Source organism: Treponema sp. Marseille-Q3903 (assembly GCF_014334335.1).
GTDB lineage: Bacteria > Spirochaetota > Spirochaetia > Treponematales > Treponemataceae > Treponema_D.
On sequence record NZ_JACSEU010000001.1, the window covers coordinates 1,778,404 to 1,802,571 of the forward strand.

23 protein-coding genes are annotated in these 24,168 nt (G+C 40.3%); 9 read left to right on the plus strand and 14 right to left on the minus strand.

Features of this window, described 5'->3' with window-relative positions; genetic code table 11:
* Nucleotides 1-14: 14 nt before the first annotated feature.
* Genes H9I37_RS08070 through H9I37_RS08080 form a run of 3 tightly spaced genes read right to left on the minus strand, consistent with a single transcriptional unit; the run spans nucleotide 15 to nucleotide 6,016 of the window.
* A complete protein-coding gene (locus tag H9I37_RS08070; protein ID WP_187381967.1) occupies nucleotides 15-1,238 on the minus strand; it encodes a hypothetical protein in 1,224 nt (407 codons plus the stop codon).
* Nucleotides 1,228-4,146 (minus strand): FecR domain-containing protein, encoded by a 2,919-nt coding sequence (locus tag H9I37_RS08075; RefSeq protein ID WP_187381969.1) that lies wholly within the window; start codon nucleotides 4,144-4,146, stop codon nucleotides 1,228-1,230. The genes H9I37_RS08070 and H9I37_RS08075 overlap by 11 nt, the downstream gene beginning before the upstream one ends.
* Nucleotides 4,112-6,016 (minus strand): adenylate/guanylate cyclase domain-containing protein, encoded by a 1,905-nt coding sequence (locus H9I37_RS08080; RefSeq protein ID WP_187381971.1) that lies wholly within the window; start codon nucleotides 6,014-6,016, stop codon nucleotides 4,112-4,114. Before H9I37_RS08080 ends, H9I37_RS08075 begins: the two co-directional genes overlap by 35 nt.
* 273 nt (nucleotides 6,017-6,289) lie before the next feature.
* On the opposite strand from H9I37_RS08080, the gene infC reads away from it, so the two are divergent.
* From infC to H9I37_RS08110, 6 genes are read left to right on the plus strand one after another with little or no spacing between them, the layout of a single operon-like run.
* Nucleotides 6,290-6,829 (plus strand): translation initiation factor IF-3, encoded by a 540-nt coding sequence (gene infC, locus H9I37_RS08085; RefSeq protein WP_187381972.1) that lies wholly within the window; start codon nucleotides 6,290-6,292, stop codon nucleotides 6,827-6,829.
* A gap of 12 nt (nucleotides 6,830-6,841) precedes the next feature.
* Nucleotides 6,842-7,042 (plus strand): 50S ribosomal protein L35, encoded by a 201-nt coding sequence (gene rpmI / locus H9I37_RS08090; RefSeq protein ID WP_187381974.1) that lies wholly within the window; start codon nucleotides 6,842-6,844, stop codon nucleotides 7,040-7,042.
* Nucleotides 7,043-7,054: 12 nt separating this feature from the next.
* Nucleotides 7,055-7,414, plus strand: coding sequence for a 50S ribosomal protein L20 (gene rplT, locus H9I37_RS08095; protein WP_187381975.1), 360 nt, complete (start codon nucleotides 7,055-7,057; stop codon nucleotides 7,412-7,414).
* A 12-nt stretch (nucleotides 7,415-7,426) separates the two neighbouring features.
* Nucleotides 7,427-7,864, plus strand: coding sequence for a cell division protein ZapB (locus tag H9I37_RS08100; protein WP_187381977.1), 438 nt, complete (start codon nucleotides 7,427-7,429; stop codon nucleotides 7,862-7,864).
* Nucleotides 7,864-8,175: a cell division protein ZapA gene (gene zapA / locus H9I37_RS08105; protein WP_187381979.1), complete on the plus strand. Its 312-nt coding sequence runs from the start codon at nucleotides 7,864-7,866 to the stop codon at nucleotides 8,173-8,175. The genes H9I37_RS08100 and zapA overlap by 1 nt, the downstream gene beginning before the upstream one ends.
* Entirely contained in the window at nucleotides 8,172-8,642 is a 471-nt protein-coding gene (locus H9I37_RS08110) for a DUF188 domain-containing protein (RefSeq protein ID WP_187381981.1), read from the plus strand. The genes zapA and H9I37_RS08110 overlap by 4 nt, the downstream gene beginning before the upstream one ends.
* Here H9I37_RS08110 and H9I37_RS08115 read toward each other — a convergent pair.
* From H9I37_RS08115 to H9I37_RS08125, 3 genes are read right to left on the minus strand one after another with little or no spacing between them, the layout of a single operon-like run.
* A complete protein-coding gene (locus H9I37_RS08115) occupies nucleotides 8,604-9,896 on the minus strand; it encodes an HD family phosphohydrolase (protein WP_255422522.1) in 1,293 nt (430 codons plus the stop codon). The two genes, H9I37_RS08110 and H9I37_RS08115, sit on opposite strands and share 39 nt — an antisense overlap.
* 14 nt (nucleotides 9,897-9,910) lie before the next feature.
* On the minus strand, nucleotides 9,911-10,765 hold the full coding sequence (locus H9I37_RS08120; protein ID WP_187381982.1) for an RsmB/NOP family class I SAM-dependent RNA methyltransferase: 855 nt from the start codon (nucleotides 10,763-10,765) through the stop codon (nucleotides 9,911-9,913).
* Entirely contained in the window at nucleotides 10,762-12,009 is a 1,248-nt protein-coding gene (locus tag H9I37_RS08125; protein WP_187381984.1) for a glycoside hydrolase family 3 protein, read from the minus strand. The genes H9I37_RS08120 and H9I37_RS08125 overlap by 4 nt, the downstream gene beginning before the upstream one ends.
* A 93-nt stretch (nucleotides 12,010-12,102) precedes the next feature.
* Between H9I37_RS08125 and H9I37_RS08130 the strand changes: the two genes are divergently transcribed.
* On the plus strand, nucleotides 12,103-12,966 hold the full coding sequence (locus H9I37_RS08130) for an SDR family NAD(P)-dependent oxidoreductase (RefSeq protein WP_187381986.1): 864 nt from the start codon (nucleotides 12,103-12,105) through the stop codon (nucleotides 12,964-12,966).
* Nucleotides 12,967-12,990: 24 nt separating this feature from the next.
* Nucleotides 12,991-14,433, plus strand: coding sequence for a nicotinate phosphoribosyltransferase (locus tag H9I37_RS08135; protein WP_187381988.1), 1,443 nt, complete (start codon nucleotides 12,991-12,993; stop codon nucleotides 14,431-14,433).
* A gap of 65 nt (nucleotides 14,434-14,498) precedes the next feature.
* On the opposite strand, the gene H9I37_RS08140 is transcribed toward H9I37_RS08135, so the two are convergent.
* The 3 genes from H9I37_RS08140 to H9I37_RS08150 all read right to left on the minus strand — a co-directional run bounded on the left by H9I37_RS08140 (nucleotide 14,499) and on the right by H9I37_RS08150 (nucleotide 17,147).
* Entirely contained in the window at nucleotides 14,499-15,218 is a 720-nt protein-coding gene (locus H9I37_RS08140; protein WP_187381990.1) for a tRNA 2-thiocytidine biosynthesis TtcA family protein, read from the minus strand.
* A gap of 124 nt (nucleotides 15,219-15,342) precedes the next feature.
* Nucleotides 15,343-16,389: a GGGtGRT protein gene (locus H9I37_RS08145; protein WP_187381991.1), complete on the minus strand. Its 1,047-nt coding sequence runs from the start codon at nucleotides 16,387-16,389 to the stop codon at nucleotides 15,343-15,345.
* Nucleotides 16,390-16,445: 56 nt separating this feature from the next.
* Nucleotides 16,446-17,147 (minus strand): iron-sulfur cluster assembly scaffold protein, encoded by a 702-nt coding sequence (locus tag H9I37_RS08150; RefSeq protein WP_187381993.1) that lies wholly within the window; start codon nucleotides 17,145-17,147, stop codon nucleotides 16,446-16,448.
* Between the two features lie 322 nt (nucleotides 17,148-17,469).
* Between H9I37_RS08150 and H9I37_RS08155 the strand changes: the two genes are divergently transcribed.
* Nucleotides 17,470-18,066, plus strand: a complete 597-nt coding sequence (locus tag H9I37_RS08155) for a DUF975 family protein (protein WP_187381995.1) — start codon at nucleotides 17,470-17,472, stop codon at nucleotides 18,064-18,066.
* Between the two features lie 104 nt (nucleotides 18,067-18,170).
* Here H9I37_RS08155 and H9I37_RS08160 read toward each other — a convergent pair whose 3' ends face one another.
* The 5 genes from H9I37_RS08160 to H9I37_RS08180 all read right to left on the minus strand — a co-directional run bounded on the left by H9I37_RS08160 (nucleotide 18,171) and on the right by H9I37_RS08180 (nucleotide 24,094).
* The gene (locus H9I37_RS08160) at nucleotides 18,171-19,436 is read right to left on the minus strand and encodes an argininosuccinate synthase (RefSeq protein ID WP_187381997.1); all 1,266 of its coding nucleotides are present in this window, start codon (nucleotides 19,434-19,436) and stop codon (nucleotides 18,171-18,173) included.
* A 123-nt stretch (nucleotides 19,437-19,559) separates the two neighbouring features.
* Nucleotides 19,560-20,495 carry a phosphatase PAP2 family protein gene (locus tag H9I37_RS08165; RefSeq protein ID WP_187381999.1) on the minus strand — a complete coding sequence of 312 codons (936 nt, stop codon included), beginning with the start codon at nucleotides 20,493-20,495 and terminating at the stop codon, nucleotides 19,560-19,562.
* A 2-nt stretch (nucleotides 20,496-20,497) separates the two neighbouring features.
* Nucleotides 20,498-21,436: an ABC transporter permease gene (locus H9I37_RS08170; protein WP_222864194.1), complete on the minus strand. Its 939-nt coding sequence runs from the start codon at nucleotides 21,434-21,436 to the stop codon at nucleotides 20,498-20,500.
* The gene (locus H9I37_RS08175; protein ID WP_187382000.1) at nucleotides 21,436-22,563 is read right to left on the minus strand and encodes an ABC transporter permease; all 1,128 of its coding nucleotides are present in this window, start codon (nucleotides 22,561-22,563) and stop codon (nucleotides 21,436-21,438) included. Before H9I37_RS08175 ends, H9I37_RS08170 begins: the two co-directional genes overlap by 1 nt.
* Nucleotides 22,553-24,094 carry an ABC transporter ATP-binding protein gene (locus H9I37_RS08180; RefSeq protein WP_187382002.1) on the minus strand — a complete coding sequence of 514 codons (1,542 nt, stop codon included), beginning with the start codon at nucleotides 24,092-24,094 and terminating at the stop codon, nucleotides 22,553-22,555. The genes H9I37_RS08175 and H9I37_RS08180 overlap by 11 nt, the downstream gene beginning before the upstream one ends.
* Nucleotides 24,095-24,168 lie beyond the last annotated feature (74 nt).

Below are 24,168 nucleotides of genomic sequence, written 5' to 3' on the forward strand. Positions count from 1 at the left end.
TTTTAGCGTATCCTTTAAAACATCCATCCGACCGAAACTTCGGGCTGAATTATATACTTAGGCATACCTTTTCTGAACACAATAAAATGCTCTGCGCCAAGTTCTACATACATTTTTTTAAATACATTTAACAGCTGAAGCGATGTTCCCAAACTGATACCGGGGCCCCAATACCAATACGTTGGACTTTGTACACCGCCGGAATCTTCAAACACAAATCTGCTGTTTATTAAGAAGGCGGCACCACCACCAGCGTGTATGTCGAGGTTTAAGCGGTGTTTTATAATCGGATATATGTACACAGCGTTGAGCTGAGCTGTCATAAATGTTCCGTGCAGCGTGTAATATTCTTGTTTTGAGTCCATCATCGCGGCAGAATAAGTCACGTTAAATCCAAAGCAGCCGTAAGTTCTTTTTATAGGCAGGAGTGAAAAGCGAAACATACCGCATAATGGAGCAACGTTGCGGTCATAATACGTTTTAAAAACACTTTGTCCCACAAAACCTGTAAATGTATAACCGACCGACATATATGCGTCGACAGGCTTTTGAAATCTGAAAGTTACGGTTTTGCTCTTGTCAGTCAAGCCGCTTATATCGCTAACGATAAAGGTATATTCTCCGGGATTGAATTTATTCAAGTTTAATTCAAATTGGGCTTTTTTCCCGTTTTTGGAAAGTTCAACCGGCTCAAGAGGAACAGGAGAGCTGCCCTGTTTGCTCAGTGAAAATACGGTGCGTTGCAAAAAGTTTGCGCCTAAAGCAGCAAAGATGCCGTCAAAAAATTCATCCATGTATATGACTTGCGGCGACACTGATTCGACTTTTGGCTGATGTGCAATCAAAATTTCAAAATTACGGAACGCACTCGCTGCTTCAGCTTGCTCTAGCAAGTTGATGACAGTTATTTTGTAACGATAATTTCCCGGCGGCAACGACACATCTGTAAAGTTTTCTTTCATCTTTTTTTTATCAATTTGATGCCAGTTACCTTTTTCATCCTGTTGTTCAAGCTCGAACTCGTAGCAAAGAATATTGTCAACAGACTGCCACGAAAGCCTCTGGTAGAAAACAGAGCCGCCTTCACCCTCTTCGATAAAACAGTGCGTCGTTTCGCTATTTTTCTCTCGCGCTGATTTTGACGCACCGTTGGAAGCCTGTGCATGAGCTTTTACAGACGGCGAGAACACAAAAACGACAAAAATACATAATGCAGAAAAAAGTCGCCTATCGTCCATAAAGCACTCCCGCATCATCTGTTTCTATCTTTCTTGTTTGCGGCAAATCTATGACAAAGTAGCGCACAGAAGCGTTTCCCTCTTGGAACAAGATTCCGTTATTCAAACGCCGTTGAGCGCGTATATCTACATAGAATGTTCCTCGCGATAATTTTGCAAGTTCTGTAAATACAAATGAGCAATCGTCTGGATTTCCTCCAACAGAAACTTCATTTGCCGCTATTTCGCGTTCAAAAATCTTTTGCTTTTTTGCGCTGTACAGTTTGATTAAATAATGCGTTGCCTCAGCGTTCCTTTTCCAGCGGAACACGATATTGCGGTTTGTCTTGAAAAAGTTTGCGTCAAACGTTTGGTTTTCTGCAGGGAAAGAAACGGTAATTTTTTTAAGAGGCGGAATCGGTAAAACTGTAAAAGTTCCGTCCTTCAAAGACGAAATGTCAAATCCATCTTCTGTTTCGGCGGTAACGCGCCATCGGTATGTTCCTGCATCAAGAGGTGGAAGTTTCTCTGTATAAGCAGGATTCGATTTTGAAATTATGCTGCCTTTTTTACCGACTTTTTCGAGTACGAGACGTGTTTTTACCGGTTTTGCAACAGAGCTCCATTCAAGGTTGCCTGGATTGAGCGCTGCATCTACTCCCGATATACTTGCACCGCGCACAGGAGACAAGAGTTCTACCGGACGCAAGTGATTTAAGTTGAAAGTTTTGTTAGCGGCATAGCTGTAGCGTCTGCTCGATGTAACAGTTGCTGCGGCAAAAGCCTGCACGTGTATGACATACTGCCCCTCGCTTATAGACTGCAAAGGCATTTTTACTTCTGTGCTTGTAATATACAAATTTTCATAAAGAGGAACAGAATCCATGCCGGGTTCTGTGATTTTCACCTGATAATAATCGGCGAGAGGAACAGCCGTCCACGCAAATGTCGTTTTTACATCAGGGCGGACAATGACAGAATCGTCTACTCCTATAAGTTCGGGACGAGGGAGCGCAGAAGCTATTGTCAGCTTTTTTGTCGGCGTATGAAAAGTTTCGTCTTCGTTTTTAAGCACAACGCGCCAATAATAGTCACCTCTGTCTAGCATAATACCTTCAATACCGGAACCTTGCGCTTTTATGTCGATAGCAGGAGATGAAAAATCAGGCGTTGCAGACACTTGGAAGCGCTGTTCACCCTGCAAATTAGTTTTCCACGTAAAGCGTGTATCGAGACACAGAGTGTCGGCCAACACGTAGCTTTCAGGAGGGAAAAGCGAACGAAGAATAACTTCGCTGTCGCGCGTTTTTACAAAAGAAGCCGCACTTGAAGTTAAGCGTTCGCCGTTTTTATCTAGCCCTTCGACAGCCCAATAATAAGTGCCGTTAGGAAGTTCCTTTGCGGCGTTTTTCAGTTCATAATAATTGATGTCTGAAGAGCGCTCCAAAACAGGATTGTTCATATCTTCTGTTTTTGAAACACGCAGGATGTATTTTTTTACTTCGTTTACGTTTTTCCAAGAAAATGTTACGCTTTTACCTTCTGCCGTATCGGCGATTTTTCCGGGCGCAAGCTGTTCGATTGGAGCAAAGTTTTTTTGTTTTTCTATGTAAAAAACAGATATAGGAGTCGGTGTTCTGTTCGCTGCGTCTTCGCTAGCATATATCGGCGTAAGTCTCCAGTACCATGTTCCATCACTTGGAAGAACAAGCGAAATCGATTCACTTCTCACCTGCTTCGCAACTGCATTTTTCATATCCGGATTTGAAGCCGCTTCGAGAAGATATGAAGAACAAACTTCGTTTCCTTTCCACAAAAAGCGCACAACAGGAATGACTTCTTTATATGCATAACGCCTGTCGGGAGCCGGCTCAAGGAGCACAGGCGGAGTTGCCGCCAACACTGTAAATTTTCCTGAATCTGAAGAAACGTCTTTCGGTCCTTTTTCGGCGGAGTACAGTCTCCAATAAACGGTACCGGAACCCTCATCGACAGTCAGTTCTTTTAAGCCGGTAACAGACACTCTGCGCACATTCTGCGAAAAATCGCGGCTGCGGGACGTTTCAAAAATCATCTCGCTGTTGTCGGCAAAAGTGCTGTACCATTTAAACGGAACAGAGACAGCTTTACGTTCGGCGCTTTTGTTCAGTATTTTCGTTCCTGTAGCAGGACTTATAACCGAAACAAAGCGCCTTATCGCACCTTCGTTTTCCGTTTTTCTGTCAGAGGTCATTTCACCCTCATAACCAAAAGTTTCTGTATTCACGACAGTCCCTTCGGTTAATATTTCTCCTTGCGTTGAATAATTTGAACCTGCTGCACCGGCGTTTGTAGAACCGTCATCAATTTTGCTTAGTTCAGCCGTTCCTTTTTCGACGCTCAAACGCAATACGTCGATTGATGAATCGGAATCATGTTCTGCTTCAAGTTTTTGCATGTGCAAAACGGAATCTTTTTCTATATTGACAGACGCATTGTTCGAGTGCACGGTCATAGCCGCTCCTGTCGTCTGTACCGAAATCTTTCCTTCGGCAACCTGCACGTCAGTTTCGTCTTTTTGCTCCGGCTTAAATATTTGAATCATAGTGTTAGCGCCGACGTTTATGACGTTTTGATCGGGAAAGTTGATAGTCGCTTCCGATAAAGGCGCTGTGCGGATAATGTCTCCGTTATACACAGGCGAATATTGCACTGGTCTATCCCACACGGAACGGTCGAGAAATTTTCGCTGTACGCTTTTATATTTATACGAAACTGTTGCAACAGGAATTTTATCGCTGCGCTCAAGAGTTTTGTTCACATCGCGATAAAACAACAGCGCTGTAAATAAAACTGCGGCGAGAGAAAACACAACGACAGCGATATCCTGCAATACGCTTATCGCGCTCGGAGAATCAGGATTGTATTTTGTATTTCTTTTCGTCTTCATTGAGATTTACCTTTGCAAAATCGGGAGTTGGGATTCCGAGTGCTGTCCTTATTTGACTGAGAGATTTTGGTCCTTTCGCACCTGCACAAGGGATGTCGTCTTCGGCAGGCATATTGATGACAGCATACATTTTCAGCGGTTTTTCTTTACCTTTTACGGTGACAGACGGCATTTCTTCAACAAGAACATGCTCGCTCACCAGATTGTACGTATACTCGGTGATAAGGATGTCTGTTCCCATCGGCTTGTTCAAAGCTTCCGTACGAGAAGCAAGGTTTACAGCGTCCCCGATAACAGTGTATTCCATTCGTTTTTCCGAACCGATTTGACCTGCGACTACAGGTCCCGAATTGATACCGCATCCTATGCGGATTATCGGTTTTTTGTCTCCGCCGCGCCCACGATTGAAAGCAAGAAGAGCTGCCCTCATGCGCAAAGCCGCACGGATGCAGTTGAGAGCATCTTCTTTCGGACTTCCGGACGAAGTCGGCGCTCCCCATACGCACATAATAGCATCTCCGATAAATTTATCGACAACACCGTGCGTCATGTTCACGCATTCTACCATCGCCGTCATATATTCGTTCAAAAATTCAACGACTTCCGACGGCTCAAGTTTTTCTGAAATTGCGGTAAACGAGCGGATGTCTGAAAAGAAAATCGTAGTTTCCTTAGTTTCACCGCCTAGCGCAAGTTCTCCGCGCGCTGCAAGCTCCGCAATCTCTTTATTGATAAAGCGTCCGAACGAATCTTTAAGTCTTTCACGTTCGGCAAGCCCTTTACCCATTTTCACAAAGCTCGATGTCAAAAAACCAAGCTCGTCTTTTGTCTTTGGCTTTAAATCAAGTTCGTATTCGCCATGCTCTATTTGTCCTGCGGCATGCGCAAGTGTTTTTACAGGCTTACTTATCGATTTTGAGAAGAACCATATAAACACAACAGAAAGGAACAACACGATAACACTCAAATATACATTGCGCCGCGTCGTATCGGTGACAGGCTCCAAAAGAGCTTCTGCATCCGCTGTCGTTAAAACAGCGAGTTCCCCGAAAGCAAGGCGACGGTATGTACCAAAATATTTTTTACCGTTGTCGTCTGTCACAAGAAGCTGGCGGTTTGTGTCGCCGTTTTCGCGCATCTGTACGAACAGCGAAAAATTGCTGACGTTTGCGCCGTTTTTTACCAAGTTGAAGTCGGGATGGATGAGTACATCTCCGTCATCGTTGACCAAATATGTCGTTTGCAGTGTCCCTGCTCCAAAACTGTCTGCTAATTTTTCGGCAGAAAAAAATACTGCCAACCCTTGATTTAACCCACGTTCAGTGTATGGATAGCACAGCACGAGCATCGGGCTTTCGACCACCGGAGAAGCGTTCAACACGTTCATAACGCCGCGCTCTGTTTCACGGATTTTATCACGCTCACGAGATAAAAAAGTATCTATAAGAGAAGGATCTAATTCATTCGATATAAAAAATGCAGAACTTAAAAGTTTGCGCTCCAAACCGTCTGGTCTGTTCGAATCGGTCACTAAAACAGCTGCAACCGAAGGATTGCGCTCAAAGTAAAAATCAGCTGCCTGTTTTGCAAAAGAGCTTCCGCTTTCCGTCCTGTTTAAAATATCCAAGAGCAAAAAAGCGTTTGCACGCAAAGAAGACAAATCTTTTTCTGCCAATCCTGCAGCTTGTGCGTTTACAGTGCGGTTATTTTCCTCAGCACTGATCCTAACATCCTTGCTTCCAAACCAAGTAACCAAAAGTGTAATAATTCCGAGCGATAGAATCGTCAACACCGAAATAATAAGAACGAGTTTTACTCCAATTGAGAGCTTTACGTATTTCCGAATATCATCTTTTTCCGCTTCTTTCATGGCTTAATCATATAATATGTTTATCAGAAATGCAATTATTTACTATATATAATGATACTAAAAAATATAATAATACTAAAAACAGAATTTACATAAGAAATATGCAGAATTTTGTATATATTCCTAACACATCACAAGCTATTTTTATTATCAACGCTATCTTTCAACAATCTTCAAGTTATTTTATCTAGACACTGAAGACAAAATAAACTATATTATGTAGATACACGCTATATGTTTAAAAATGTGTTTTATCAAACACTAGGAGGATAATTGGCATACGTGAATACAAACAGCAACAATAAGGGACAGCGTATAAACGAGATGATTCGAGTTCGCGAAGTCCGGCTTATTGATGACGAGGGAAATCAGTTGGGCATAGTTTCTACACCGGAAGCCCTCAAAATGGCAAAAGACAAGGATTTAGATCTTGTTGAAGTTTCACCGAATGCTAACCCACCGGTTTGTAAAATACTTGATTATGGCAAGTACAGATTCGAACAGGAAAAGAAGCTCCGAGATTCCAAGAAGAATCAGAAAGTACTTAAGTTGAAAGAAATCCGAATGCAACCGAAAATCGGAACAGGAGATCTTGACACAAAAGCCAAACATATTCAGGAATTTCTTGACGAAGGCGATAAGGTCAAAGTTACAATCCGTTTCCGCGGACGTGAACTTGCCCACACCGAACTTGGTTATGACGTTCTCAATGAGGTTTTAAAGCGACTTACCTCGGCGTACAACATCGAAAAGCCTGCCGCAATGGACGGAAGAAACATGTCGATGACAATCTCAGCAAAAGCCGCAAAATAAGGGGTTAAAAAAATGCCTAAAATGAAGACAAAAAAGTCAGCTGCCAAGAGATATTCTCTCACCGGCACCGGCAAAGTAAAGCACAAGAAACAGAATCTTCGTCATATTTTGACAAAGCGTTCACCAAAAAGAAAGAGACAGCTTCGTGAAACAGGTTATGTTGCAGCAGCTGATGCAAAAAAAATCAGAAAGCAGATGCTTCCATACGGTTGATGAGGTGAATAAATGTCAAGAGCAGTAGACGGAACAAAAAGAAAGAATCGCCGCAATAAAATTTTAAAACTCGCTAAAGGGTTCCGCGGTGACAGAAAATCAAATTACAAGCCAGCTAAAGACGCTGTAACAAAAGCCCTCGATCACGCTTATGTTGATCGCCATGACAAGAAACATGAATTCCGCTCATTGTGGATTGCTCGTATCAATGCGGCAGTTCGCGATGAAGGAATAACATATTCTCAGTTTATAAATGGAATTACAAAAGCGGGTATTAAATTGAACCGAAAGGCTCTATCTAATATGGCTATTGAAGATCCTGCGGCATTCAAGGCAGTTGTTGAAGCTGCAAAAAAAGCTGTAAAAGCTTAAGGAATCTGATATATGATTTCGCTCGATCAGGTAAAACTTCTTGAACAAAAGGTAGAAAGTGCTGTTGCAAAAATACAACAGTTACAGGCAGAAAACGATGCTCTGCGCACGAAAGTTACAGAGCTCACAAATGCGGTTTCAGCCAAATCGGAGCAACTTTCGTCTTTTGAGTCAGAACAAGACCAGATCGAGTCGGGAATCAAAAAAGCGCTTGACCGTTTGAGTTCAATTGAAAACACAGTTCTAAAAACTGCATTCTCAATTGATAAAAACAGCCAAGCCGCTTCAAAACCTGCCTCACAACAAACATCAACAATCGTTACATACAACAATCCTGCAATGCAAACTATAGATGATTTTGACGATCAAGCTGACTTTGACAGCCATAGTGAAAACGGATCTGCTTCGGAAGAAGACAGTCAGGACGGACTTGGATTCGACATTTTCTGATGGGAAAATTAAAGATTAAAATGCTTGGTTCTTCGTTCACTATTCAAGCGAATGAAGACGACGAATATCTTGAAAAACTACTCGGTTATTACAAGCGCATAACAGACGACGTAAAAAAAATAGATTCAGAACAAACTCCAATGCAAATCGCAATTCTCTCAGGGATAATGCTCTGCGATGAGCTTTATAAAGAAAAACAGAAAAAAGTTGCAATGGAAAAAGAAATTTCACCGGTGCAAAACAATTCCGATACAAAGGAAATTGAGCGGCGCACACTTGAGATGATTTCAAAAATCGATAAAGTATTATGATGCCCACAATATGGATAGATGCAGATTCCTGCCCTACTCTTGTGAGAAATCACTGTGTAAAAATGGCTGGAAAACTAGATCTAAAAATTGTTTTTGTAGCAAACAAACATATCAAATCAACAGAAAAATCAGATTTCAAAATGGTAATATGCAGTGATGAAAAAGATGCTGCCGATGACTATATTTTTGCAAATGTTCAAAAATATGATTTAGTTATCACGCGAGATATTTTATTTGCAGAACGGCTTGTGGAAAAAGGAATCTGTGCGATAAACGACAGAGGAACTGTTTTTACAAAAGATAATATAAAAGAACTTGTTTCCCAAAGAAATTACGATTTACAGCTCGCACAAATCGGATTAGTCAAGCATTACAACGAAGGATATGACAAAAAAAAGTTTGCATTGTTCGCAAATTCTTTTGATAAATCAATCTTCCGCCTCATCAGGGAAAGCAAGCTGAATTGAACAAATTCTGCTGCGAACTTGCAAGAATGCTTTTACGACTTCAGGATCAAACTGAGTTCCTGAGTTTTTTTCAATTTCATTGAACGAATCTTCTATTGTCCAAGACTCTTTATAACACCGTTTATGGCTCAAAGCATCAAATACGTCTGCAACGGCAACAATGCGCGCACAAAGAGGAATTTCGGCACCGGAAATCGGTTCAGATTCAGGGACAACACCATCTTTTATACTAAATTGTGAAAGCTCAATTTTTCCCGGATAGCCTGAAGGTCCTCCATCCCACCTGTCATGATGATGAAGAGCTACCTGCAGAGACATTTCGTCAAGCATCGAGTCAGGCGGATTAAAAAGCTGAGCGCCGATGACTGTGTGTCCCTTCATAATATTGCGTTCTTCATCAGTAAAACGAGGAAAAGTTTTTTTGAGAATCATGTCGGATATGCCGATTTTTCCGATATCGTGAAATTTTGCAGCAATTTTCAGATTATCACGATATCGGTGTATTTCTTCTTGAGGGACATTGTGATTAAATGCCCAACGGTCATAAATTTCAAGAGAATAAAAAGAAACACGCTCAACATGAGGATATGTCTCTTTTGGATCACGAAATTCTGCCATTTTTAGCATGCGTTTTATCATATCGGAAGTAAGATATGCATGCTGTAAGGCCTGGACTGCACTTGATGCAAAGTGAGAAATCAAAAGTTCAGCTTCTTTATCAAAAGAAATTAAATTTCCTTTTTTGTCTTTTGCGTTTATAATCTGAAGCACACCAAGCAGTTTGCCATTCGCCATCTTCAGAGGCAAAGTGTACATTGATTTTGTTCTGTAACCTGTTGTAATATCAGAATTTTTATTGAATTTATATGGCTTAGAGGCGTGAATTCTGTAACAATCCTTTATGTTTACAGGAAGCCCTTTAAGCGCAACATAACCACAAATCTGTTGCTCATTTATCGGAAAAGAAAAGCACGTATATGGGAGCTTTTCTCCTGGCGACAATTTCTTCAGGCTTGTATCATTTTGCCCGTATTTAATTTTAAGGTTATTACCTTCTACAACATAAATTGAACCGGCATCTGCATTTACAATCTTTCTTGTCTCAGTAAGAATGCGTTCAAGGAGAACATCGATATCTTGAATTTCTCCAAGTTGACGTTCAATTTTGATAATGCGTTGTAATTTATCACCGCGTTTTTTTATATTCATAGCTGTATCTATTATTGCATTATTTAAAAAAAAATCAATAAGCATACATAGATTTCAATTTATTTAACTTTTTTATGTATCAGTGAAAAATAAATTGGACCGGCACCGACGGCAACATCAGGCATTACAATATATCCATACTGAGTTTTTTCAAACGGAGGAAGTTTTATTTCTTTGCAGAATTGCCTGATTTCATTGATGTCTGGAGATGGGGCAATAATTTCAAATGATTCCGAGTTTTTATTAAATTTTTTATACAATCGCTCAATCATTCCGTCGTTTTCCTGCGGGCACAAAGCACATGTTGAATACAAAAGATATCCGTCATGTTTTAAAAGCCTAAATGCAGATGATAAGAGTGCCCATTGCTCTGTTGTAACTGTTTTTATTCGTGAAAGAGACCACAATTTCAGATATTTTTGGCTTTCAATTACGTGGCGCTCAGAGGAACACGGCGCATCGAGCAATATTCTGTCAAAGCATTGAGTCTGACGCGTACACCATTTTGCACCGTCGCTGCATGAAGTTGTAATTCTCTCAGAAATTTCATCAGGGAGGCATGTCTTGACAACGACAGAAAGCCTGTGTTTTCGCTCGGGAGAACGTTCGTTTGAAGAGAGTTTAGCGTTTTTTGGCATTCGCGATGCAATCACGACTGTTTTTCCTCCCGGTGCAGCGCATAAATCTAAAATGTCTTCGGAATTATCTAACGGCAAACACAATGCAGCGAGCACGCTTGCAGAATCAAGAAAATAGGGACTCTGACTTCCAGGAACGTTATATTCAACAGCCTGATTTTCTCCGGCAAAAGCCTCTTTGATTTTTTCCCATCGCTTCCCAAAAAGGCTACGATAATACTGCTCAAATCCTTCCGCCCCTGAGAGTTTTTCATAATTATTCATATTTTTTTTCATAGAATATCTCCGACATCTATCAAACCTGCGATATCTATCAAACCTGCATTGATTTTATATTTTATGATTCTGAGCGCCGATTTTTCAATTTTTTCTGCAAACAGCAAATCTGTCTTAGCCTTTCTGTACAAAACCGAAGCTTGTTTTCCAAAACGTTTTTCGCTAGTCATTATGCAGTCGATTCCTGCCTCGATCGCCATAATGCAAGCTTTTTCAGGGGGATATCCATTTTTTGCAAGCGCATCCATAAAAATATCGTCAGAAAAAATTATCCCTTCATAACAGCATCTGTTGCGCAAAATATCAGTGACCCAAACAGATGAAAGGCACGCAGGCACACGGCTGTCAACCGCTGATGTTCTTGCATGCGACATTAAAATCGCGCAAGGATTATATTTCAAAATCTCAAAAAATGGGGCTGTCAATTCATCGAGCTTTTCTTGTGTGAGTTTTATCTCCGGTAAACCTGTATGAGGGTCTGTGTTTGCATTTCCTGGAAAATGCTTTATGACAGTTGCGATTCCGTTGTATTCATATCCGTTTACACAGGCGAGAGCGTATTTGTTTACAGTTTCGACATCTCCAAAGCTTCGTTCTCCAAGAAATTCTCGGTTGTCGTCAGTGCACGGTTCAATCACAGGAGCAAGATTCATATTAAATCCAAGCTCAGCCATCTCTTCTGCCTGTTTTGAGTAAAGGATATACGCCTGTTCAACAGTATATTTTTCTGCAACTTCATGATTTGACGGCAACTGACTGTTCAATTTCTTTAGGCGATTCACAAATCCGCCTTCCTGATCGACTGCAAGATAAGGCTGAATAGCGTTATTTTTGTCGCAGTAGTCGCGAACAGATTTTATGTATTTTTTCATTGAATCACGGTCGTCTGCAATATTGTAAAAAAAAAATATATAACCGCCGGCGATAAGCGGAGAATCATCATCAGAATTATTGATTGCCCCGACAGTCTCGTATGAGCGGAACGCTCTATTCCCTTCAAGATTTTCTATAAAAAGCTGCGAAATCTTTTGTTCAAGAGTCAAAGACGCCACAAACTCTGATATTTTTTTTTCATTTTCCGATTTTATATTTTCGATATAATTGTTTAATTCTGAAAGATATTCACGGCGTTTTTTTTCTTTCCAAGCATGCTGAGCTTTACACGATGAAAAATATGATAAAAAGACAAACGATACGAAAAAGATAATAGCGAATGATAAAAAAAGATTTTTTTTTAATTTCATGACATCGACATTATAAAGATTTCGAAGCCTTTTTGAAAGTGACTATCTTTGTTATTTGCTGAACACAGGCTTTTATACTATAATAAAAACGATATGAAAAAAATTGCAATAATTACTGGGGCGAGTTCAGGGCTTGGAAAAGAATTTTCAGAACAAGTCAGCAAAAAGTACGATTTTGACGAAATCTGGATAATCGCCCGCCGCAAAGACAAACTAAAAGAAATCGCAACAAAACTCAACGATGGAAAGCATTTTAAAGTTGTTCATCCTGTCACAATGGATATATCAGGAAAAGAAGGTGTCCAAAGATTTAAACAATATCTTGACTCTAAAGACGCCGAGCTGCGAAAAGTTGAAAGCGGAATCGAAATCTCGCTTTTGATAAACAACGCCGGTTTTGGGACATACGGACCTTTTGCAGAAACTTCTGTAGAGCGTCAGATGGAAATGATTGAATTAAACTGTACAACAGTAACGGGAATTTGCGGAGTCGCACTTCCGTACCTTAAAAGAAATTCTGTCATCATAAATACCGCATCTCTTGCAGCATTTTTGCCGCTTGGAAATTTTGCTGTTTATGGAGCGACAAAAGCTTACGTTTTAAGTTTTTCTGTAGCACTTTCGGCAGAACTTCGCGATAAAGGAATAAAAGTTTGTGCGCTTTGTCCGGGTTCTGTGAGCACTGAATTTGCAGATGTCGCATCTAATGGAGCTAGAAAAGAAGTAAAAGGCGGAATAAAACCTGAAAAAGTTGTTGCACAATGCCTAAAACGGGCATATAAAGGAAAAGTGACAGCCCTCTACAGGCAAAAATGGAGAGTCATAGCTTTTATGAGCAGATTTATCGGCAGATTTTTGTGCGCTTCTTACACTTACAAATACAATAAGCGGCCGCGAAATCCCGACGACGATATGAAAAAGAATGATGGGGAAGTTTCTATCTCGGACTTCATGTGAAAATAGATTAAAAAGGAGTACAATATGATTGAAAGTGCGCTTTTCACTGACTTTTATGAACTTACGATGGCTCAAGGCTATTGGAAAGAAAAAATGAATCAAGAAGTCGTTTTTGACATGTTCTTCCGCAAAAATCCGTTTAACGGTGGATTTTCTATTCTTGCAGGGAACGAAACGCTGATTGACACAATCATGAATTTTCACTTCAGCAAAGATGATATTAGATATCTGGCTGAACAAAAAATATTTGAGCAGGGATTTCTTGATTATTTAATTGACTTTCGTTTTACAGGGGACATTTACTCGATGGACGAAGGAACTGTGATTTTTCCACAGGAACCGCTTTTGCGAATTCATGCAAATCTCATTGAAGCACAGATTCTTGAAGGACTCATATTAAATCACATAAATTTCCAAAGCCTCATCGCGACAAAAACAGCGCGAATCTGGCTGGCAAGCAAAAAAGCGCCAATCATGGAATTTGGACTGCGGCGTGCACAAGGACCAGACGGGGCAATGAGTGCAACACGGGCTTCGTATATCGGCGGCGCTGCAGGAACCTCAAATACTCTTGCCGGAAAAGAATTCGGTATAAAAGTGATGGGAACAATGGCTCACTCATGGATAATGTCTCACAGTTCTGAACTTGAAGCATTCCGAGAGTACGCAAAGATATATCCGACTAATTCGGTATTTTTAATCGATACTTACGACACTTTGAAATCGGGAATAAAAAATGCGATAATCGCCGGCGGGGAACTTGTTGAAAAAGGTTACAATTTTGGTGTTCGGCTTGATTCGGGAGACATCTCCTATCTTTCAAACGAAGTCCGAAAAGAACTCGACAACGCAGGGTATCCGCAAGCAAAAATAAGCGTTTCAAATGAACTGACTGAAGAGATAATCACGACTTTGGTGATGGAAGGTGCTCCTATCGACAGTTGGGGCGTCGGCACTCACATGGTGACAGGAGGAAACGAATCTTCGTTCACAGGCGTATACAAACTTGCTGCACGGCATGACAAGTCAACCGATACAATGATACCTGCAATGAAATTTAGCGACAACCCTGCAAAGACAACGAATCCGGGTATTAAAAACGTGTACCGTTTATATGATGAACAAGGAATGGCATGTGCAGATATCCTTGCACTAGAGAATGAGACAGTTGAAAGCGGTAAAGAATATCACTTTTATCATCCGATGGTTGATTACAGGCAGTTTTCATGCAAAGCTGCAAAAGTTGAATCGTTGCTGAAAAAACGAATTGAAAAAGGTGCAAGAGTTCAGCCTCGTATTCCAGATGCAGAGCAATTAAAAATCAGCCGCAAAAATATGCAAAACGGACTTGAAGCATTTGATGAATCATATAAAAGAATCTTAAATCCGCATGTTTATAAAGTTTCTTTGACCGAAAAGTTAAAAGACCTTAAAAAAGATTTTATTGAAAAAAATATAAACAGATAGAGTAAACATTTTATCTTCATTGTCATTTAAGTGCAATTTCGTTGCCATTTCATGCGGAATATTTTTTATGGTAAATACTGAGGGACAACGTTTTTCAGTGCATTTAGCATCATATATTTTTTTGAATTGCTGCCTTCAGTCAACTGTTCCAAAAGCTTTCTTGCATTTTTGCGTGCAGAATTATCTTGATAATCGCATGTGCATGTGTACCTTGAATATCCTCGTTCAACGGCGTGTTTTATCAACTTTTCTTCACACACATATATCAGTGGGCGGATAATTGTAACCGGAAAATTATCGTACTTGAGGCAAGGTGGCATAGTAGAGATTTCACCTTTACCTAACATGTTCATCAAAAATGTTTCGAGCATATCATCAAGGTGATGACCGAGCGCAATCTTATTGAAGCCGTGTTGAATTGCATAATTAAGCAGCTCTGTTCTCCTCTGAGTCGAACACCACCAGCAGCTCATCTTTTGGTCACTCTTTACTCTCTCTAAAATATTTACATCTAAGACTTCGTACGGCACGTCCCACTTTTTGATTAAACTGTAAATCTCTTTCGGAAATGGGGGAGCAAAATCGCTGTGGATGTGAAGCGCTTTGTATTCAAAATTGAAGTCTGGACGTTTTACTCTGTTTGAAAAATACTCAAGCAGTGCGGTAGAATCTTTACCGCCGCTTACTCCGACCAAAATACGGTCGTTTTTTTCAATCATCTTGTAATCGAATATCGCTTTATCGATTAAACTTGAAAGTCTCGTTTCTTTCTTTTCTTTATTCATATTTTGTCGGTTGATCGACTTTGCAAACAATTTAGATATAACTCTGCTGAACAAAAAATATACCCCGGATTCAGATTTTTGCTCAAAACCCGGGGATATAAACTATTTAAGATTCATTCACATGTTATTTTTTCAAGCCTTCTGCAACAGCAACTGCACAGGCAACAGTACATCCTACCATAGGGTTATTACCCATTCCCATAAATCCCATCATTTCGACGTGAGCTGGGACTGATGAAGAACCTGCGAACTGTGCATCAGAGTGCATTCGTCCGAGTGTATCTGTAAACCCATAAGATGCCGGCCCTGCAGCCATGTTGTCAGGGTGAAGCGTACGACCGGTTCCACCGCCGGAAGCTACAGAGAAATAGTTCTTATCTTCAAGAAGTCTTTCTTTCTTGTAAGTGCCGGCAACAGGGTGTTGGAAACGTGTCGGGTTTGTTGAGTTACCAGTGATAGAAACATCTACATCTTCGTGCCACATGATTGCAACACCTTCGCGAACGTCATCTGCACCGTAACATTTTACAATGAGTCTGTCGGGATTGTTTCCGTATGGAACTTCTTTTACAACTTTAAGTGCTCTGTCCCTTCCTTCCCCGTTGAAATAGTCAAACTGTGTCTGAACGTACGTAAATCCGTTGATGCGAGAAATAATCTGAGCAGCGTCTTTTCCAAGACCGTTCAAGATAACTCGAAGTTTGTTCTTGCGTACTTTGTTTGCGTTTGCAGCAATTTTGATAGCGCCTTCGGCAGCCGCAAAAGATTCGTGTCCAGCCAAAAAAGCAAAGCACTGTGTCTCTTCGGAAAGAAGACGAGCACCTAGATTTCCGTGACCGATTCCAACTTTGCGGTCATCAGCTACAGAGCCGGGCAGACAAAATGCTTGAAGTCCTTTTCCGATGTTAGCAGCAGCCTCAGAACCGGTTTTATCTCCCGATTTCTGAGCTTCTTTAATTGCAATTGCCGAACCTAATACATAAGCCCATTTTGCATCTTCAAAACAAATCTGTTGTGTCGACTGACAAATTTCATACGGATTGAATCCCATAGATTTACAAAGCTCAAGGGCTTCATTCAATCCTTTTTCTCCTTCAGAGAAACCATATTCTTTTAGAGCCTTATTAACTTGTGGAATGCGGCCCTCAAAATCTTCAAATAATGTTGCCATTGATTTTACCTCTTATTAAACTTAACGCTGTGATGCGGTTTGAAAAATCTAGAAACTTACTCTTTACGAGGGTCGATAAGTTTTACCATACCCTGATCTTCTGTTACACGACCGTAATGAGTGCGCGCACCCTTGATAGCTTCTTCAGCAGGTTTTCCGGCTTTCAGAGCGTCCATCAATTTACCGAAGTTGATGCAGTTGTAACCTATGATTTGACCTTCTTTGTCGATTGCACAAGTTTCTACATAACCTTCTGTCATCTCTAGGTAGCGAGGGCCTGTTTTGCGCGTAGCAAACATTGTTCCAACTTGTGAGCGGAGATTTTTTCCAAGGTCTTCCAAAGACGCACCAACTTTAAGTCCGTCTTTAGAGTAAGCAGACTGTGAACGTCCGTATACAATCTGGAGGAACAGTTCTCGCATTGCTGTGTTGATAGCATCACAAACCAAGTCTGTATTCAAAGCTTCGAGCAATGTTTTTCCGATAAGAATCTCGGAAGCCATAGCAGCCGAGTGTGTCATACCGGAACAACCGATTGTTTCAACAAGTGCTTCTTCAATTATACCTTTCTTTATATTTAAAGAAAGTTTGCAAGCTCCCTGTTGTGGTGCACACCAGCCGATACCGTGAGTGAAGCCTGATACGTCTTCAATCTTCTTTACCTGAACCCATTCGCCTTCTTCGGGGATAGGTGCAGGTCCATGATATGCGCCTTTAGCTAAAGGACACATATGTTCCACTTCTGCAGTGTATGTCATATTATGCTCCTATAAATTACCGTGTAATTAGCCTGTCTAACAACACAGCATTATTTAAAATTGACTTTATTATACTATCATTATCAGAGGTGCGTTTCAAGATTATCAAAAAGTTGTTGACAGATTATCAAAATTATCGAGATTATGGAATGTGTACAAAAACATGACAAAAAATATGCCGCAAAGACGAGGAAACGTAAACAAGAAACATGAGCGGATTGACAAAGCAAAAAAAAAAGCATAAAAAAAATAATATAATATTACGCAAAATTGCATCAGTTGAGCCTGCAATCATATTAAAAAAATAATCGGAGGTATTATTATGATTATTGACAGAATTGAATTAAAGACGGCGGCAAAAAAGCAAATCTCGGGCAACATTCTAACCTACTTCGGGTTGGGAATTATTTTCGGACTTATACTGTCGGTTGCATCTTTTACATTTTTAGGAGAACTGCTACTGATAGGGCCATTGTATCTGGGTGAAACTTTATTTATGCTTGAAGTTGTGCGAAAAGGTAAAGGACAGCTCGAAACAGGTTTTATGGGTTTCAAACAGTTCGGTACATCATTTGTAGCGTCGTTTTTGACAGGAATTTTTGTTTTCCTGTGGAGTTTATTGTTTGTAATCCCGGGAATCATAGCCTCACTTAAGTATTCAATGACTTATTACATCATCGCAGATGAGCCTGAACTGAGCGGATACGAGGCTATGAAAAAATCAAAAAAGATGATGGATGGACACAAAAGTGAATTATTCGTTCTTCTTTTGAGCTTCTTTTGGTGGTACCTCCTTTGCTTTGTAACATGCGGAATTGCCGCAATATATGTAGGTCCTTATATCAAAGCGACGGTGACAAACTTCTACGAAAAGATAAAAAACACCGGTTTCGAACAACAAAAACTTCTGACCGAATAAGATTTATTTGAGGTTTGCTACATTTTTTTATGAAACGCAAAATCTTATGCCGCTGCAAAAGTGATTATTTTATGAGAAGAAAAACGGCGTTTTTACAGCGAAATTTACTCTGTCGGTCTTTTTTTGAGGTTTTTGCTTGAAGCTATCGCCTGCCCTTCTCCGACCTGCTGTTCCATCATAGCGCGAACTTTTATCGGAAGTCCTGCAAGAGTGATGAACCCTTGTGCGTCTTTGTGGTCATACAGTTCGCCGGTTGTAAACGATGCGATTGATTCGTTGTACAATGAATATTTAGAAGCGGCTCCGGCTCCTCTAATTGCCCCTTTAACAACTTTAACTTTTGACCAGCCTGTCACATTTTCTTCTGCTTTATCTACAAAAGCCATGCACGAATCCATCAGCGTTGTAAACCATTTTCCTTCGTAAATTAAATCAGCCATTTTTAGTGAGATGTGCTGTTTGAAGTGGTATGTATCTTTATCAAGGCAGATATGGTCCATCATCCTGTGTGCGTAGTAAAGAATTGAGCCACCGGGAGTTTCGTAAACGCCGCGAGATTTCATTCCTACAAATCTGTTTTCGCATATATCTGCAAGTCCAACGCCGTTGCGTCCGCCTATTTTGTTCAGTTCTTGCAAAAGCTCTAGCGAATCCATCTTTTTTCCATTTAGCCCGACAGGAATGCCTTTTTCCCAATCAATTGTAACGTACTCGCCTTTTTCAGATGCTTCTTCAGGAACAACTGTATTCTGCAACATGTGTTTGTAGTTAGGCTCATTTTCTGTTTTTTCAAGCTCAAGCCCTTCGTGTGAAAGATGCCAGATATTTTCATCGCGTGAGTAAGACTGGTCTTTTTTCATCGGAACTTCAAGTCCGCGGTCTTCAAGAAACTTTATTTCAGCTTCACGGCTGTCCATATTCCACTTATCATCACGCCAAGCTGCGATCACTTTGATATCTGGAGCAAACGCTTTTATTGCAAATTCAAAACGAACCTGATCATTTCCTTTTCCCGTAGCACCATGGCATATTGCGACAGCTTTTTCCTGACGCGCGTATTCGACGAGGATTTTTCCGATTAAAGGGCGAGCAGTAGAAGTTCCCAAAAGATATTCATCTTCGTAGACTGCATTTGCCTTCAACGCAGGCCATACATATTCTTCAATATATTCCTGTTTTGCATCGACGACGTAACAAGCAGCCGCTCCTGTTTTTAAAGCGCGAGATTTTATCGCTTCCCAATCGTCTCCCTGTCCGACATCTATGCAAACTGCAATTACATCATAATCATAGTTTTCTTTAAGCCATGGAATAATTACAGTTGTATCAAGTCCACCCGAATACGCAAGAATTACTTTATCTTTTGACATATAAAACTCCTAAAATGTATAAATATACAATAAATATACATTTTTATGTAAAAATATGCAATAAGATATCAAAGACATATCAAACATCTCTGAACAAAAAATGATGTATTGACCAGATAAATCTTATCTTTTATGTTTTTTGCAATGTTCAAAACAAAAAGGATATCCGAACATGATCATAAAAAAAATAATAAAATATTTTATAAGGTGAGATATGTGCGCCCCGAAAAAATTTAGAACAAACGGAAGACAAGCGTAAAGAAAAGCAAAAATAACTACACCGACAGCCCCACGAATGATTTTTTCTTTTACGCTGACTCCTTCCAATTCAAACTTTACAAAATGACGTTCAAGATACCATCCGATCAAAGTTCCGCAGGAAATTCCACACGCAGTATAACAGTCTGTCAGCATTTTATACGGATCTACAAGAATCTGACCTGAAGGAGAATAGTCAATAGGATATTTTTTTACATTAAGAAAAACAAGAATTGCAATAGAAATAACAACTCCTGCCGACATGACTGCAAAATCGATTTTTGGATGTTTTTCAATCACCAATTTGAATAAATTCACAACGCACAGCGAAACGGCAGCGATGCACACGGCGACAACGACATCCTGCAATGTGTGGGCACCAAGCCAGTTGCGTGAAAAAGCAGTCAGCAATATTAAAAATGACATAAGTACGACAATCAATTTGTTATTTTTTTTCCAGACACTTATTCCTCCGTACAAAGATGCAGCCATCACTGTGTGACCGCTCGGAAATGAATATCCTGTTGCAGTTTTTTCTGCAAGCGGGTCTACGTGAAGTCTCGCATCTTTTATCCAAGGTCTGTAAACACAAGCGATGTTTTTTACAGTCTGATTAAAAGAATAAGCAAATGAATAACTGAGCAAAATCTCTTTTCCTGCCTTTTTATCAATGCACCAGTAGATGAGAGCGACAAAAACTATCAAGAGTTTTGTGAGATATTCAGAGATGAATACAAAAATGTAATTGACAAACTCAGGGAGATTGCTCTTGAGCGTCTGAAGTGCGTATAAATAATCCATAATCAACGTTGACATTTATCGTAAGGGATACCTTCTGCTTTAGGTGCCTTAGATTTTTTAGAGGTAAATGCAAGCACAATCAAAGAGATTATATATGGAAGCATCTTATAAAATTCACCTGAAACAAGATTTACAAGCACATCGTAGCCCATATATGCATCTGCAATAGCACGGAAAAAGCCAAAAAACAGCGCCGACAATGCGATTCTGACAGGGTTCCATTGTCCGAAAATCATTACAGCGAGCGCAAGGAATCCGGCTCCTGCAACGCCGTATATAAAATCCCACTGAGAGTTTGCCGCCGTAATGTATATAATTCCACCTATACCGCCTAAAAATCCTGAAATGAATACACCGCAGTAACGCATTTTGAGTACATCTATCCCTGCGCTCGCAGCAGCTTGAGGATGCTCGCCGCAAGCCATAAGGCGCATTCCAAAACGTGTTCTTTTCAAAATTAAAACAGAAATTGCAAGGATAATCACAGTCAGAACCATGTACCAGTTCAATTCAATGCTTCCGATTTTGAAAAGGAAAACCCTTCTGTTTTGAATGTAATCGAGAATTGCAGAGACGTTATCGCCACCTGAGTTTGCCGAATTGTACGATTTTACAATTACAGTTGCAGCAGCTGTTGCGAGCATGTTCATTGCAGTACCGACGAGAGTCTGGTCAGCTTTAAACTTTATTGCAGCGACAGCGAGCAAGACTGAAAGCAAAATACCAAAAATTGCACTTGCCAAAAGCGTGAGAACGATAATCAACACAGGGTTAGTTCCTGACGGCAGAGCAAACAAAACAAAAGCACCGCCGAGCGCCCCGAACACCATGATACCTTCAAGACCGATGTTTATTATACCGCTTCGTTCGGAAAACATTCCGCCTAGAGCGACAAGTATTAAAACAGAAGCATAAATCAATGTATATTGAATGATCAGCATTATTTAGCCTCCTTTTCAGCATTCGCATTTATATCATCTTTATTTTTGTTGAACTTTGAAAGGATATCTTTGATGAACAAGACGAACGCACAGGCGTAAATGATAATCGAAGAGATCAAATCAGCAATCTGAGGGTTGAAGTAACGCATGTCGATAAAACTTCCACCGAGCGTGATGTGCTGAATAAAAAATCCTGCAAAAATCGAACCGATTGGGTTTAATCCGCCAAGAAATGCGACTGCAATGCCGTTGAACCCCATTCCCGGTACTGAAGAAGATGTCTTCCACTGTTGAATATCTGTTAGGTAATAAAAAGCTGAGGCGAGCCCCGCTAAAGCGCCAGCAATTGCCATAGTGAGAATGATATTCAATTTTTCTTTCATTCCTGCATATTTTGCAGCATTTTTGTTGTATCCTGTCGCTTTTAGCTCATAACCGAATGTTGTCTTATCAAGAACGATATTTATCAAAATTGCTATTATGATTGTAAGAGGAATTGCGATTGTAACGTATTCATTGTCATGGAACAATTTTGAAAGCCCTAAAGAAGGAATCAAACTTTGAGGCGAAATGTTTTTTATCTGGTAACTCTCGGAAAGCGTGAAATTCATGACATTTTCGTGATGCATCATAATATTTACGATATATAAGCTTATCCAGTTCATCATGATACATGCGATAACTTCGTTGACGCTGCAAAAAGCTTTAAAACATCCGACTATTGCACCCCAGCCGGCGGAAGCTAGCATAGCGATGATTGCACAAAGCCACCATGGCAAATGAAGTCCGAGCGCACAGTACAACGAAACACCGATTGCAAGACAATACTGCCCGCCGACACCGATGTTGAACAAACCTGCTTTATATGCAAACAAAACGGAAAGCGCGCATAAAACCATTGGAACTGATTTTGCAAGCGTACTGCCAAAATAATAAAGCCGCTGATGCGGTTTTCTAAAATACATAAAATTCTTGAGGATTGTCTGCATCGCTTTTGTTGCGTTCGGCGCACTGATAACCAAAAGGATTATATAACCGATTAAAATACCAATCACAGCACAGAGCACAGCGGCGGCTATAGCTTTAAAACTTTCGGACTGTATAATTTTTTTAAACTTATTTGTCATTTCTTTTTGCTCCTGCCATATAAAGCCCAAGTTCCTGAACATTTGTCTTTTTAGGATCAAGTTCTCCAACAATTTCGCCCTCGTACATGACGAGAATTCTGTCGCTTAGTTGCATAACTTCATCAAGCTCGTAAGAGACAAGAAGAACAGCGACTCCTCTGTCACGGTCGGCAATAATCTGCTCGTGAATATATTCTACAGCACCAACATCGAGCCCTCTTCCCGGTTGAACGGCGATTAAAAGTTTATGAGACCTGTCCATCTCTCGAGCAATTATCGCCTTTTGCTGGTTTCCGCCTGACATAGAACGAGCAATCGTCTTACTTCCATTTCCGCTGCGAACATCAAATTTTTCAATCAGCATATCTGAATATTTTTCAACGTCCGGCTTTTTTATAAATCCGAGCTTTTCAAATTTCGGCTGCCAGTAACGCTGGAGCACCATATTTTCATCAAGATGATAGTCGAGGACGAGCCCGTGTTTATGGCGGTCTTCGGGAATGTGGCTCATTCCGTTGCGATTTTTTTCACAAACGGTTTTCTTAGTGATATCAATATCGCCGAGCATAATCTTCGTATGAAATTTATCAGGTTCATAGAGCTTTTCAAGACCAGTCAACCCTTGAATAAATTCAGACTGACCGTTTCCGTCAATGCCGGCAATGCTTACGATTTCTCCAGCCCGAACATCAAAACTCACATTTTTTACAGCAAGATTGTCGTGGATACGGCTTGCGACGTTCATATTTTTTATTGAAAGGACTACTTTTCCCGGTTTTGCATCAGTTTTTTCAATGTTAAACTCAATATCGCGACCAACCATCATACGGCACAACTCTTCTTTTGTAGTATCTGCGACATTTACAGTGCCTATGCACTTCCCTTTTCTGAGAACTGTTACACGGTCGCATGTTGCCATGATTTCGTTTAATTTATGTGTAATAAAGAGAATCGATTTTCCTTCAGCTGCAAGATTTTTCATAATCTGAAGCAGCTCTGTTATTTCCTGAGGCGTGAGGACAGCAGTCGGTTCATCAAAAATAAGGATATCGTTATCGCGGTAAAGCATCTTTAAAATTTCAACACGCTGCTGCATTCCAACTGTGATATCGCTGATTTTTGAATCGGGAGATACGGCAAGCCCATATTTTTTACTAAGTTCAATGATTTTCCGGCGAGCGGCTTTGCGGTCAACAAGTCCGTGCTTCATCGGTTCTGCACCGAGAATAATATTATCGATAACAGAAAACACTTCAACAAGCTTAAAATGCTGATGAACCATACCGATGTGAAGTGCTGTTGCATCATTTGGATTGTTGATTTTTACAACTTTTCCATCTTTTTTTATTTCACCTTCTTCGGGCTGATAAAGACCAAAGAGCACACTCATCAAAGTTGATTTTCCAGCGCCATTTTCACCAAGCAGAGAGTGTATTTCGCCTTTTTTAAGCTGCAAGGTAATATCATCATTAGCAATAATTCCAGGAAATCGCTTAGTGATGTGGGTCATTTCGATTACATAATCACTCATATTTCTCCATTATAGAATGATATAGAAACATTCAGCAAGAAAAAAATGTTAAAAAAAAATATCACACGGATTAC

What these genes read in the sequence shown, in the direction of transcription:
- H9I37_RS08175 (WP_187382000.1), bottom strand. Translation starts at nt 22,563, where the DNA reads ATGACAAATAAGTTTAAAAAAATTATACAGTCCGAAAGTTTTAAAGCT.
- H9I37_RS08130 (WP_187381986.1), top strand. Translation starts at nt 12,103, where the DNA reads ATGAAAAAAATTGCAATAATTACTGGGGCGAGTTCAGGGCTTGGAAAA.
- H9I37_RS08155 (WP_187381995.1), top strand. Translation starts at nt 17,470, where the DNA reads ATGATTATTGACAGAATTGAATTAAAGACGGCGGCAAAAAAGCAAATC.
- H9I37_RS08145 (WP_187381991.1), bottom strand. Translation starts at nt 16,389, where the DNA reads ATGGCAACATTATTTGAAGATTTTGAGGGCCGCATTCCACAAGTTAAT.
- H9I37_RS08120 (WP_187381982.1), bottom strand. Translation starts at nt 10,765, where the DNA reads ATGAAAAAAAATATGAATAATTATGAAAAACTCTCAGGGGCGGAAGGA.
- H9I37_RS08180 (WP_187382002.1), bottom strand. Translation starts at nt 24,094, where the DNA reads ATGAGTGATTATGTAATCGAAATGACCCACATCACTAAGCGATTTCCT.
- H9I37_RS08135 (WP_187381988.1), top strand. Translation starts at nt 12,991, where the DNA reads ATGATTGAAAGTGCGCTTTTCACTGACTTTTATGAACTTACGATGGCT.
- rpmI (WP_187381974.1), top strand. Translation starts at nt 6,842, where the DNA reads ATGCCTAAAATGAAGACAAAAAAGTCAGCTGCCAAGAGATATTCTCTC.
- H9I37_RS08125 (WP_187381984.1), bottom strand. Translation starts at nt 12,009, where the DNA reads ATGAAATTAAAAAAAAATCTTTTTTTATCATTCGCTATTATCTTTTTC.
- H9I37_RS08160 (WP_187381997.1), bottom strand. Translation starts at nt 19,436, where the DNA reads ATGTCAAAAGATAAAGTAATTCTTGCGTATTCGGGTGGACTTGATACA.
- H9I37_RS08075 (WP_187381969.1), bottom strand. Translation starts at nt 4,146, where the DNA reads ATGAAGACGAAAAGAAATACAAAATACAATCCTGATTCTCCGAGCGCG.
- H9I37_RS08115 (WP_255422522.1), bottom strand. Translation starts at nt 9,896, where the DNA reads ATGCTTATTGATTTTTTTTTAAATAATGCAATAATAGATACAGCTATG.
- zapA (WP_187381979.1), top strand. Translation starts at nt 7,864, where the DNA reads ATGGGAAAATTAAAGATTAAAATGCTTGGTTCTTCGTTCACTATTCAA.
- H9I37_RS08150 (WP_187381993.1), bottom strand. Translation starts at nt 17,147, where the DNA reads ATGACATACACTGCAGAAGTGGAACATATGTGTCCTTTAGCTAAAGGC.
- rplT (WP_187381975.1), top strand. Translation starts at nt 7,055, where the DNA reads ATGTCAAGAGCAGTAGACGGAACAAAAAGAAAGAATCGCCGCAATAAA.
- H9I37_RS08100 (WP_187381977.1), top strand. Translation starts at nt 7,427, where the DNA reads ATGATTTCGCTCGATCAGGTAAAACTTCTTGAACAAAAGGTAGAAAGT.
- H9I37_RS08110 (WP_187381981.1), top strand. Translation starts at nt 8,172, where the DNA reads ATGATGCCCACAATATGGATAGATGCAGATTCCTGCCCTACTCTTGTG.
- H9I37_RS08165 (WP_187381999.1), bottom strand. Translation starts at nt 20,495, where the DNA reads ATGGATTATTTATACGCACTTCAGACGCTCAAGAGCAATCTCCCTGAG.
- H9I37_RS08140 (WP_187381990.1), bottom strand. Translation starts at nt 15,218, where the DNA reads ATGAATAAAGAAAAGAAAGAAACGAGACTTTCAAGTTTAATCGATAAA.
- H9I37_RS08070 (WP_187381967.1), bottom strand. Translation starts at nt 1,238, where the DNA reads ATGGACGATAGGCGACTTTTTTCTGCATTATGTATTTTTGTCGTTTTT.
- H9I37_RS08080 (WP_187381971.1), bottom strand. Translation starts at nt 6,016, where the DNA reads ATGAAAGAAGCGGAAAAAGATGATATTCGGAAATACGTAAAGCTCTCA.
- H9I37_RS08170 (WP_222864194.1), bottom strand. Translation starts at nt 21,436, where the DNA reads ATGCTGATCATTCAATATACATTGATTTATGCTTCTGTTTTAATACTT.